Origin of the sequence: Bradyrhizobium sp. CB3481, assembly GCF_029714305.1 — a bacterium.
In the GTDB taxonomy this organism is placed as follows: domain Bacteria; phylum Pseudomonadota; class Alphaproteobacteria; order Rhizobiales; family Xanthobacteraceae; genus Bradyrhizobium.
In genome coordinates this window covers 998,055-1,010,000 of record NZ_CP121647.1, presented here as the reverse complement: position 1 = coordinate 1,010,000, position 11,946 = coordinate 998,055, and the positions used below count along the sequence as shown (strand labels likewise).

The 11,946-nt window shown below is 60.5% G+C and carries 5 protein-coding genes, 2 tRNA genes and 2 rRNA genes (1 of these 9 cut by a window edge); 4 read left to right on the top strand and 5 right to left on the bottom strand.

Annotated elements, in window-relative coordinates; all coding sequences use genetic code 11:
* From QA643_RS04820 to QA643_RS04805, 4 genes are all read right to left on the bottom strand, one after another.
* A 23S ribosomal RNA gene (locus tag QA643_RS04820) occupies positions 1–1,198 on the bottom strand (it extends 1,648 nt beyond the left edge of the window).
* A 386-nt stretch (positions 1,199–1,584) separates the two neighbouring features.
* Positions 1,585–1,660, bottom strand: a tRNA-Ala gene (locus QA643_RS04815).
* A gap of 36 nt (positions 1,661–1,696) precedes the next feature.
* A tRNA-Ile gene (locus QA643_RS04810) sits at positions 1,697–1,773 on the bottom strand.
* A 245-nt stretch (positions 1,774–2,018) separates the two neighbouring features.
* Positions 2,019–3,507, bottom strand: a 16S ribosomal RNA gene (locus QA643_RS04805).
* The 16S and 23S rRNA genes sit together here with 2 tRNA genes alongside, the layout of an rRNA operon.
* A gap of 866 nt (positions 3,508–4,373) precedes the next feature.
* On the opposite strand from QA643_RS04805, the gene QA643_RS04800 reads away from it, so the two are divergent.
* The 4 genes from QA643_RS04800 (at position 4,374) to QA643_RS04785 (ending at position 9,252) form a co-directional block, all read left to right on the top strand.
* Entirely contained in the window at positions 4,374–6,443 is a 2,070-nt protein-coding gene (locus tag QA643_RS04800; RefSeq protein WP_283032061.1) for a M23 family metallopeptidase, read from the top strand.
* A 186-nt stretch (positions 6,444–6,629) separates the two neighbouring features.
* Positions 6,630–8,255 carry a hypothetical protein gene (locus tag QA643_RS04795; RefSeq protein ID WP_283032060.1) on the top strand — a complete coding sequence of 542 codons (1,626 nt, stop codon included), beginning with the start codon at positions 6,630–6,632 and terminating at the stop codon, positions 8,253–8,255.
* Positions 8,256–8,434: 179 nt separating this feature from the next.
* A complete protein-coding gene (locus QA643_RS04790) occupies positions 8,435–8,794 on the top strand; it encodes an SPW repeat protein (RefSeq protein ID WP_283032059.1) in 360 nt (119 codons plus the stop codon).
* A gap of 173 nt (positions 8,795–8,967) precedes the next feature.
* Complete coding sequence (locus tag QA643_RS04785) at positions 8,968–9,252, top strand: hypothetical protein (protein WP_349253256.1); 285 nt, start codon at positions 8,968–8,970, stop codon at positions 9,250–9,252.
* A gap of 40 nt (positions 9,253–9,292) precedes the next feature.
* Here QA643_RS04785 and clpB read toward each other — a convergent pair whose 3' ends face one another.
* Complete coding sequence (gene clpB / locus QA643_RS04780) at positions 9,293–11,932, bottom strand: ATP-dependent chaperone ClpB (protein WP_283032058.1); 2,640 nt, start codon at positions 11,930–11,932, stop codon at positions 9,293–9,295.
* Positions 11,933–11,946 lie beyond the last annotated feature (14 nt).

Below are 11,946 nucleotides of genomic sequence, written 5' to 3'. Positions count from 1 at the left end.
CTTATTTAGACCAGTGAGCTGTTACGCTTTCTTTAAAGGATGGCTGCTTCTAAGCCAACCTCCTGGTTGTTTTGGGATTTCCACATCCTTTCCCACTTAGCCACGAATTAGGGGCCTTAGCTGTAGGTCCGGGTTGTTTCCCTCTCCACGACGGACGTTAGCACCCGCCGTGTGACTCCCGCATATTGCTTTCGGGTATTCGGAGTTTGGTTGGGTTTGGTAAGACGGTAAGTCCCCCTAGCCCATCCAGTGCTCTACCCCCCGAAGCATTCGTGCGAGGCGATACCTAAATATCTTTCGCGGAGAACCAGCTATTTCCCAGTTTGATTGGCCTTTCACCCCTAACCACAAGTCATCGGAGCCTTTTTCAACAGGCACCCGTTCGGTCCTCCAGTGAGTGTTACCTCACCTTCAACCTGCTCATGGCTAGATCACTAGGTTTCGGGTCTAATACAACGAACTTAGCGCCCTATTCAGACTCGCTTTCGCTGCGCATACGCCTATCGGCTTAAGCTTGCTCGTTAAATTAAGTCGCTGGCCCATAATACAAAAGGTACGACGTCACCCAGAACGTATCTTGGGCTCCGTCTGTTTGTAGGTGTCCGGTTTCAGGTCTATTTCACTCCCCTCGTCGGGGTGCTTTTCACCTTTCCCTCACGGTACTGGTTCACTATCGGTCGCTGAGGAGTACTTAGGCTTGGAGGGTGGTCCCCCCATGTTCAGACAGGATTACACGTGTCCCGCCTTACTCGTGGATACATCATCGCATTACCCGTACGGGGCTATCACCCTCTGAGGCCCTGCTTTCCTGACAGGTTCCGGTTGTCTTTGATGTATCACTGGCCTGGTCCGCGTTCGCTCGCCACTACTAACGGAGTCTCGATTGATGTCCTTTCCTCCAGGTACTTAGATGTTTCAGTTCCCTGGGTTCGCTTAAAACCTCCTATTTTATTCGGAAGTCTCATACCTTCACTTGATAACTGGAAATCCAAAACCTCGCGGCTTGGTCTCAGACATTGCTGTCCGAACCCCAAGATACGAGATCTTGGAGTTCCAGCTATCGAAGGTGGGTTTCCCCATTCGGAAATCCGTGGATCAAAGCTTCTTCGCAGCTCCCCACGGCTTATCGCAGCGTAGCACGTCCTTCATCGCCTCTCAGCGCCAAGGCATCCACCGAACACCCTTAAGGCACTTGATTGCTCTCATTATCAATGTCCACACACTCGGCAGAATGTTGCCTGCGCAACTGCCATTGAAGGCACGCATCCTCGATGAATGCGATTGTCGCAGCCGGACATTGACTAGAAAGACCAGCTTGCTTCGTAAGATCGAACCGATAGCGAGGCGGTCAAGCTTCGCTAACGAGGACCATTTACAACTCACTCATCTTGCGATGGGCGAGCGCCGAAATGATCCCGGAGATAGTGATTGAATCAGGCGAATTGCTTCGCTTGATCCAAACTCGGATCGATCTCCTCTTTACGATGTCAGATATCACGCACGTCGCAGTCCATCCGGACAAGCGCGTGCGAAGTGATGTTTCGCGGACGATTATTCGAGGCATGCTCGATCTTCGATTTCATCTGGTGGAGCCAGACGGGATCGAACCGACGACCTCATGCTTGCAAAGCACGCGCTCTCCCAGCTGAGCTATGGCCCCGTAACCAGAAGACGAATGCTCCGCACTCGATCAAAGTGGTGGGCCTGGGAAGACTTGAACTTCCGACCTCACGCTTATCAAGCGCGCGCTCTAACCAACTGAGCTACAAGCCCTAACGCTGTCCTCAGTTGAGGATCAGGGGCATACTCGCGCGCAATCAGCCCAGCGCCGATGCGTCGCACAGCGCCAAACCTTCGCACAGCGCTAAGCCCCTGGCGCGTGTTCGTCCGCGAAGAAAGAGAAACGAAGACGGCGAAATCCCGCCAATGCAGCTCAACAATCCTGACGATTGTTGGCCACTGATGTTTCTAAAACGATCCGATAGTTAGCCGAAGCTAAGCTGAAGGATCATCCTTAGAAAGGAGGTGATCCAGCCGCAGGTTCCCCTACGGCTACCTTGTTACGACTTCACCCCAGTCGCTGACCCTACCGTGGCCGGCTGCCCCCTTTCGGTTAGCGCACCGTCTTCAGGTAAAACCAACTCCCATGGTGTGACGGGCGGTGTGTACAAGGCCCGGGAACGTATTCACCGTGGCGTGCTGATCCACGATTACTAGCGATTCCAACTTCATGGGCTCGAGTTGCAGAGCCCAATCCGAACTGAGACGGCTTTTTGAGATTTGCGAAGGGTCGCCCCTTAGCATCCCATTGTCACCGCCATTGTAGCACGTGTGTAGCCCAGCCCGTAAGGGCCATGAGGACTTGACGTCATCCCCACCTTCCTCGCGGCTTATCACCGGCAGTCTCCTTAGAGTGCTCAACTAAATGGTAGCAACTAAGGACGGGGGTTGCGCTCGTTGCGGGACTTAACCCAACATCTCACGACACGAGCTGACGACAGCCATGCAGCACCTGTCTCCGGTCCAGCCGAACTGAAGAACTCCGTCTCCGGAGTCCGCGACCGGGATGTCAAGGGCTGGTAAGGTTCTGCGCGTTGCGTCGAATTAAACCACATGCTCCACCGCTTGTGCGGGCCCCCGTCAATTCCTTTGAGTTTTAATCTTGCGACCGTACTCCCCAGGCGGAATGCTTAAAGCGTTAGCTGCGCCACTAGTGAGTAAACCCACTAACGGCTGGCATTCATCGTTTACGGCGTGGACTACCAGGGTATCTAATCCTGTTTGCTCCCCACGCTTTCGTGCCTCAGCGTCAGTATCGGGCCAGTGAGCCGCCTTCGCCACTGGTGTTCTTGCGAATATCTACGAATTTCACCTCTACACTCGCAGTTCCACTCACCTCTCCCGAACTCAAGATCTTCAGTATCAAAGGCAGTTCTGGAGTTGAGCTCCAGGATTTCACCCCTGACTTAAAGACCCGCCTACGCACCCTTTACGCCCAGTGATTCCGAGCAACGCTAGCCCCCTTCGTATTACCGCGGCTGCTGGCACGAAGTTAGCCGGGGCTTATTCTTGCGGTACCGTCATTATCTTCCCGCACAAAAGAGCTTTACAACCCTAGGGCCTTCATCACTCACGCGGCATGGCTGGATCAGGCTTGCGCCCATTGTCCAATATTCCCCACTGCTGCCTCCCGTAGGAGTTTGGGCCGTGTCTCAGTCCCAATGTGGCTGATCATCCTCTCAGACCAGCTACTGATCGTCGCCTTGGTGAGCCATTACCTCACCAACTAGCTAATCAGACGCGGGCCGATCTTTCGGCGATAAATCTTTCCCCGTAAGGGCTTATCCGGTATTAGCCCAAGTTTCCCTGGGTTGTTCCGAACCAAAAGGTACGTTCCCACGCGTTACTCACCCGTCTGCCGCTGACGTATTGCTACGCCCGCTCGACTTGCATGTGTTAAGCCTGCCGCCAGCGTTCGCTCTGAGCCAGGATCAAACTCTCAAGTTGGACTTGAAACCTTGAACCGGCTGATCACAACGTTTGACGAGGTCCCACCATTCTTCGCCGACCGAAGTCGACGAGTTGCCCGCGATTCACATCGCTGGCAACGATGGTGTAACCTTTAAAACGTGTACCGCCGAAGTCTTTCGTCCAGGCCCCGAAGGATGAAAACCGAAGTTTTCAGGCATTCGAGACCACGCAAGGACTCCGCCGTCCACGTTTCTCTTTCTTCATCTTCACTTGTCAAACAGCCCGGGATCACGAAGACCCCAATCCTCCCTCAGGGAGGGTTCCCGCACACCTCACTCGACGACAAATAACAACCGATTGGGATCGGCTGTTGAGTCACTCATCGTAATGAGGAGCTTACCGGGGCGCGAATAGATGCCTTGGCCTCGTGGCCAATGCATCGCCGCGCTCAGTGGCCGGGTTATAGGCCCGCCCGATCGGGGTTGTCAACGCCCTTCGTCAAGAAATTGTCGCATCACCTCGAAGTTTTTTGCGACGCCAAGAAGTCCCTATATTTCGGGCCTTTGGCCGCACTTGAGCCACAATCCTGCGACGTTCTGACTACAAGCTATGCAATGAATCACCGAATGCCAGTGGGGGCTGCCGGTGGTCATCTACCCGGGACAGGCGATTTTTGACGAACCCGTCGCCTTTCCCAAGCGGCCGAGAAGCTTTCGAGAGATCTGCACACCATTGACGTTCGAGATTCCGGCCGGTCTTCTTCTGGCCTCTGATTCCCGAATTTCTATGCGTGCGGCATGCCACGTTCCGGAACCGCTCCTTCCTTCAAAAGGGCGGAAACCTGGGTTCTGGATCGGGCGAAGGTCTTTTCGGATGTTGATGGAATTTGGGGGGACACAGGGTTGAGCCAGAAGGCGCCACGCGGCAGCGGCTATGGACGCGAGACCGGGATCATCGATCTCGGTCACGAGCCGCCGCTCTCCGTCGATGGCTCCGAGGCTGCGGTGATCGATCGCCGCCGTGTCTCCGTACAATGGTTTAGCGGCACCATCCTGACCGGTCTGTGCGGCGCGGCCCTCATCGGCGGCGCCGTTTTTGCGTCGCTCGACGGCGAGATGACCTTTGCCAAGGTGCCGGAGCGCGTCGAAGGCGCCTTGCGTGGGGCGTTCGGCGCCAATGATCGCACCGCCACACTCCACAAGAGCGACCGCCTGCCGCCGCCCGGCGAATCCACGGCTTCGCGTAGCGTGGTGCGGGTTTCCACCGCCACGCGCGTTGGAAACCGCGATGTGATGCGGGTGCGGCCGTTCATCCGCATTTCCGGCAATCTGTCGATGACGACGAGCGACCTGAGCTCCAAGATCCCGCCGTATAATGCCCAGCGCCTCTTGACCGACGTCGGCACCACGACCCAGGCCGCCGCAGAGGATCCGAACAATCCCGAGGCCGTCGAGCCCGACGCCGAGGTTTCCTTCGTGACCAAGGACCTCGCAACGGTGCTGCCGAAGGCGAAACTGGCCGCCGTGGTCGCGCTCGATGAAGTCCTGATGCGGGTGCGGGACGCCGCGAACTGGCGCGGCTCGGGCGGTGTCCGATACACGGCGCTCGCCAATGCCGCCGCCGACGCTAGCGGCGCCCAGTCCGACCTCAAGCTCGCCTATGCCACCGAAGGCAACGTTTCCGATCCCTATGCGGGCTTCGAGACCCGCGTAGTGCCGGAAAACGTCACCATGCTGCCGAAGACCAAGGACCAGATCACCGGCGGCAACCCGTCCGGCGAGCGCGTTCACACCGTGAAGAAGGGCGATACCATCGCCTCGATCCTGCGCGATCTCGGTGCGACTCCCGACGAGGCCCGGGCTGTCGCGCTGACCCTCGGGCCCCGCGGCCGCGATGGCGGCCTGAAGGAAGGTCAGAAGATCCGCATCCTGATGGCCCCCTCCAGCCCTGGCCCCGGCGCCCGGCTGCAGCCCTACCGCGTGGTCGTCGCCAACGAATCCACGGTCGAAGCCGTCGCTGCGCTGTCGGATGTCGGCAAATATGTCGCGGTCGACGTGCAGAGCATGAATACCGTCGCTGAAGCCACGACCAGCAAGGACGATGACGACGACGAGGAGGATGACGGCAGCGGCGTCCGCCTCTACCAGAGCATCTACGAGACGGCGCTGCGCAACAAGGTGCCAGCCGCTGTCATCGAAGATATGGTCCGGATCTATTCCTACGACGTCGACTTCCAGCGCAAGGTGCAGCCGGGCGACTCCTTCGACGTCTACTTCGCCGGCGAGGACGAGGGCACCAGCAACAGCGAAAAGACCGAGGTGCTGTTCGCTTCGCTGACGGTCGGCGGCGAGACCAAGAAATACTACCGCTTCCAGACCCCCGACGATTCCGTCGTCGACTTCTACGACGAGACCGGCAAGAGCGCGAAAAAGTTCCTGGTCCGCAAGCCCGTCAATAACGCGATCATGCGTTCGGGCTTCGGCGGCCGTCGCCACCCGATCCTGGGTTATGCCAAGATGCACACCGGCGTCGACTGGGCGACCCCCTACGGCACGCCGATCTTCGCCTCTGGCAACGGCGTGGTCGAAAAGGCGGGCTGGGAAGGTGGCTACGGCAAATACGTCCGCCTGAAGCACAACAACGGTTACGAGACCGCCTATGGCCACATGTCGGCCTTTGCCAAGGGCCTTGAGCCCGGCAAGCGTGTGCGCCAGGGCCAGGTGATCGGCTTCGTCGGATCGACGGGCATGTCGACCGGTGCCCACGTCCACTACGAAATCATCGTCAACAACCGCTTCGTCGACCCGATGCGCGTCAAGCTGCCCCGCGGCCGCTCGCTCGAAGGCCCAATGCTGGCAAGCTTCGAAAAAGAGCGCGACCGGCTCGATGCCCAGATGAACAGCCGCGGTAACTCGGCACGGGTTTCCGAAGTCACCGGCACGACGCCGCAGACGCGCCAAGTGAGCCGTTAAAGTCAGCCGATAAGGGCGGGCGCCAAGCCGCGGCCGCAGCGCGCTCGATAGGATATTTCCTGTAGGACACGGCTTCCCGGGCCGGAAGTCAGATTTCCAGCACCCACCACAACCGACAGTTTCGTTTGCCAAACCGCCCGCCGCGACAAATACTGCCTCCTATAAAAACACGCGGGAGGTAGCGTCATGACGAGCAGGCTTGCACTTGCAACGAGCGTTGCGGCAATCGTTCTTGGACATGCGGCCGGCGCCTCGGCGCAGACCTACGAGGTCACCAAGCTGGTGCCGGGCTCGGCGTTTCATGGCGTGCACGGCCTCGGCATCGACAAGTCAGGCCGCCTGTTCGCCGGCAGCGTCGCGGGCGCCGCGCTTTACGAGGTCGATCGCGACAACGGCACGGCCAAGATTGCCGTCCCCTCGCCCGAAGGCATGTCCGACGATATCGCGTTTGCCCCCGACGGCACCATGGCCTGGACCGCGTTCCTCACCGGCGACCTCTATTCGCGCAAGGGCGATGGTCCGGTGAAGAAGCTTGCCTCCGGCCTGCCCGGCATCAACTCGCTGGCGTTCCGCAAGGACGGACGGCTCTATGCGACGCAGGTTTTCCTCGGCGACGCGCTCTATGAGATCGACGTCGAGGGCAATAAGCCGCCGCGCAAGATCATGGAAAAGATGGGCGGGCTCAACGGCTTCGAATTCGGACCGGACGACAAATTGTACGGCCCGCTCTGGTTCAAGGGCCAGGTCGCCCGGGTCGACGTCGACAAGGCCGAGCTCTCCGTGGTCGCCGACGGCTTCAAGATTCCGGCCGCGGTCAACTTCGATTCCAAGGGCAATCTCTGGGTGGTCGACACCGCGCTCGGCCAATTGGTGCGGGTCGATCCGAAGAGCGGCGCCAAGAAGATGGTCGCGCAACTAAAACCCTCGCTCGACAATCTCGCGATCGACGACAAGGACCGCATCTTCGTCTCCAATATGGCCGACAACGGCATCCAGGAGGTCGATCCCGAGACCGGTAACGCGAAGCAGATCATATCAGGCAAGCTGGCGCTGCCCGGCGGCATCGGCGTGGTCTCCGACGGCGGCAAAGACACAATCTATGTCGCCGACGTCTTTGCCTACCGCACGGTGGACGGTTCGACCGGCGAAGTCGCCGAGCCGGCCCGGATGCATGCCGACGGCGTGACACTGGAATATCCAATGAGCGCGACCGCGAGGGGCGACGACGTGCTGCTGTCGAGCTGGTTCACCGGTACGGTGCAACTGATCGACCGCAAGACCGGCAAAACCCGTGAGATGCTGCACGACTTCAAGGCGCCGCACGACGCCGTCAAGCTCAGCGACGGCTCCATTCTGGTCGCCGAGCTCGGTACCAAGTCCCTGATCCGCGCCAGCGGCGAGCACGGCAAGGACCGCACCGCCGTGATCGGCGGCCTCGAGGGTCCGGTCGGCCTCGCCGCCGGATCGGGCGACACCGTCTATCTGACCGAAGCGTTCGCCGGACTGGTCTCGAAGGTCGAGACCAATGGCGAAAAGACCGTGATCGCCAAGGACCTCAAGATGCCGGAAGGCATCGCGGTGGCCCCCGACGGCAAGCTGATCGTGGCGGAGGTCGGCGCCAAGCGGATCGTATCGATCGACCCGAAGGACGGCGCCATCACCGAGATCGCCGCCAACTTGCCGATCGGTTTGCCGGCGGCGCCGGGCGGGCTGCCGAGCAACATCCCGACCGGCGTTGGTGTTGGAGCGACCGGGGTGATCTACTTCTCATCGGATCTGGAAAACGCGATCTATAAGGCAGTGAGGAAGTAATGCGCTAACGACGCCGCCTCGCCTGAGGACTTCTTGCAGGGTTCCTGCTGAGGCGCGCTCCCGCTCAGTCATGAACCGACCGTAGCCACGCCAGTTTCGTTAGATTTTCCGGCGGGCGATGGAACCAGTACGCGGTCATCCGATTGATTTGCATAGGGAAACCTCCAATGGAGGGTGTCATGGAAAACTGGACGAACGCAAAATTCTGTGACGTTGCAAACCTGGTCCTTGGCGTGATTCTGTTGCTTTCACCTTGGCTGTTCGGATTTGACACCGGAAAGATCACTGTCAATGCCATGATTACCGGCGTCGTTATCGCAGCTCTTGCGATTGCGGCACTGGCGGCATTTGCGGTCTGGGAGGAGTGGCTGAACCTCGTCGTCGGACTTTGGGCGCTGGTTTCGCCGTGGGTCCTGGGTTTCCAGGGAACCAACGCAATGACCGTGCATGTGGTGATCGGCGCGGCCGTGGCGATCCTGGCGGTGATCGAACTCTGGATGATGTCTCAGATCCCGCCTCGGCTGACGACAGGCCGCTGAGGCGAATTTTTGGGATAAGCCGGCCCCGGCGTTGGGCCAATCTGCCCAGCGCCGGGCGCATGAACTCGGCAGCAAATCCTTCTCCCTCCACCAACTTTCATTGATCGCCGCGGAACCTGAATGGGGAGCGGCAATTGGATTGTGGATCGGCAAACCCTCGATGGAGGAATGTCATGGCGAACATGCCGGGATCCGAGCGCATCACCCGGGACGATGTCATCAAGGCGATCAGCGAAGCCGATGACGTGACCATTGCCAACATCATCGCAACCGGTGCAACGCCGGACGAACTCGCCGAGGCGCTGGCTTGGATGGCTAATGACGAGCCGATGATGAATGCAGGCAGGCCGCTGGCGACAGGGCGGGTTCGTGAGCTCGTCGATATCCTGTCAGACCTCGAGCCCGACGATGACGATGATGGCCGGGGAGCTCCCGCTGCTCCCATGGATCAGGGGTAAGATGCCCCGGCGCGCACGGCGCCGGAGCAGATCATTTGGATCAGTTCAGCTTACGCTTCGGCACCGGCGCCTCGAACTGCGCGATCTCGGCGGTTTGCGCCGCCTTGCCGTTGAAGGTCAGCACGTTGCCCTCCGAGGAGATCACGACGCCATCGCCGTCGGCGACGTCGCCGGAGAGGATCATCTCCGCGAGCGGGTCCTGCACATTGCGCTGGATCACCCGCTTCAGGGGACGTGCGCCGTAAGCCGGATCCCAGCCCTTGGCGGCCAGCCAGTCGCGCGCCGCGCTATCGAGCGTGAGGCTGATCTTGCGATCCTCGAGCAGCCGCTGCAGCCGGGCGAACTGGATCTCGACGATCCGGCCCATCTCGCTCTTCTGCAGACGGTGGAACAGGATGATCTCGTCGACGCGGTTGAGGAATTCGGGCCGGAAGTGCGCCCTCACCATTCCCATCACCTGCTCACGCACCGCTGAGGTATCCTGGCCCTCCGGCTGGTTCACCAAAAATTCCGAACCAAGGTTCGAGGTCATGATGATCAGCGTGTTGCGGAAGTCGACCGTGCGGCCCTGGCCGTCGGTCAGGCGGCCGTCGTCGAGCACCTGCAGCAGCACGTTGAAGACGTCCGGATGCGCCTTTTCGATCTCGTCGAACAGTACGACCTGATAGGGCCGCCGCCGCACCGCCTCGGTGAGCGCCCCGCCCTCGTCGTAGCCGACATAACCGGGAGGCGCGCCGATCAGCCGCGACACCGAGTGCTTTTCCATGAACTCGGACATATCGAGGCGGACCATCGCGGTCTCGTCATTGAACAGGTATTCCGCGAGGGCTTTCGTCAGCTCGGTCTTGCCGACGCCGGTAGGCCCTAAGAACATGAACGAGCCCATCGGGCGGTTCGGGTCCTGCAGGCCGGCACGCGAACGCCGTACCGCGGTCGCGACCGCGTGAACGGCTTCGGCCTGGCCGACGACGCGCTTGCCGAGCTGGTTCTCCATTTTCAGGAGCTTGTCCTTTTCGCCCTCGAGCATCTTGTCGACGGGCACGCCGGTCCAGCGCGACACTACCTGCGCGATGTGGTTGGCGGTGACCGCCTCTTCCATCATCTCGCCGGCATCCTCCTTGGCTTCGATATCGGCGAGCCGCTTTTCCAGCTCGGGAATCTTGCCATAGGCGAGCTCGCCCGCGCGCTGGAATTCGCCGCGCCGCTGGGCGTTGGCGAGTTCGATGCGCAAGGTATCGAGCTCGCTCTTCAGCTTCTGTGCGTCGGAGAGCTTGTTCTTCTCCGCGCTCCAGCGCGCCGTCAGCGCCGCCGATTTCTCCTCGAGATCGGCGAGCTCCTTTTCCAGCGTCTGCAGCCGGCTCTTGGAGCCGAGGTCAGTTTCCTTCTTCAGCGCCTCCTGCTCGATCTTGAGCCGGATGATTTCCCGGTCCATCAGGTCGAGCTCTTCCGGCTTGGAATCGACCTGCATCTTCAGCCGCGCTGCCGCCTCGTCCACCAGGTCAATGGCCTTGTCGGGCAGGAAGCGGTCGGTAATGTAGCGGTTCGAGAGCGTGGTGGCACCAACCAGCGCGGAGTCCGTGATGCGGACGCCGTGGTGCTGCTCATACTTGTCCTTCAGGCCGCGCAGGATCGAGATGGTGTCCTCGACCGTCGGCTCGGAGACGAAGATCGGCTGGAAGCGCCGCGCCAGCGCGGCATCCTTCTCGACATGCTTGCGGTATTCGTCGAGCGTGGTCGCGCCGATGCAATGCAGCTCGCCGCGCGCCAGCGCGGGCTTGAGCAGGTTGGACGCATCCATCGCGCCATCGGCCTTGCCGGCGCCGACCAGCGTGTGCATCTCGTCGATGAACAGGATGATCGAGCCTTCGGCCGCGGTGACTTCCTGCAGCACGGCCTTGAGCCGCTCCTCGAACTCGCCGCGGTACTTCGCGCCCGCAATCAGCGCGCCCATGTCGAGCGAGAGCAGCTTCTTGTCCTTCAGGCTTTCCGGCACGTCGCCATTGAGGATGCGCAGCGCCAGGCCCTCGACGATGGCGGTCTTGCCGACGCCGGGCTCGCCGATCAGCACCGGATTGTTCTTCGTGCGGCGGGACAGCACCTGGATGGTGCGCCGGATTTCCTCGTCGCGCCCGATCACCGGATCGAGCTTGCCGTCGCGCGCCGCCTGGGTGAGGTCGCGGGCATATTTCTTTAGCGCGTCGTAGGCGTTTTCGGCCGATGCGCTGTCGGCCGTACGGCCCTTGCGCAGCGACTCGATCGCCGCGTTGAGATTTTGTGGTGTGACGCCGCCTTTGCTCAGGATATTGCCGGCCTCGCCGTTCTTCTCCAGCGTCAGGCCGAGCAGCAGCCGCTCGACCGTGACGAAGCTGTCGCCGGCCTTCTCGGCGGCCTTTTCCGCCGCGTCGAAGGCGCGCGCCATGTCGGGGGCGAGATAGATCTGCCCGGCGCCGCTGCCCGAGACTTTCGGCAATTTCTTCAGCGCGTCCTCGGTCGCCTTGAGGATGGCGCGGGAGTTGCCGCTGGCGCGGTCGATCAGACCTCCGGCCAGTCCCTCACTGTCATCAAGCAAAACCTTGAGGACATGCAGCGATGAGAACTGCTGATGTCCGTCGCGGATCGCGAGCGACTGCGCAGACTGGATGAAGCCGCGCGCACGCTCGGTGTACTTTTCAATATTCATCTTTTTGATTCCCT

Bases quoted from the DNA above. Each gene is read 5' to 3' on its own strand.
- QA643_RS04795 (WP_283032060.1), top strand. From the start codon at position 6,630: ATGACGAGCAGGCTTGCACTTGCAACGAGCGTTGCGGCAATCGTTCTT.
- QA643_RS04785 (WP_349253256.1), top strand. From the start codon at position 8,968: ATGGCGAACATGCCGGGATCCGAGCGCATCACCCGGGACGATGTCATC.
- QA643_RS04790 (WP_283032059.1), top strand. From the start codon at position 8,435: ATGGAAAACTGGACGAACGCAAAATTCTGTGACGTTGCAAACCTGGTC.
- clpB (WP_283032058.1), bottom strand. From the start codon at position 11,932: ATGAATATTGAAAAGTACACCGAGCGTGCGCGCGGCTTCATCCAGTCT.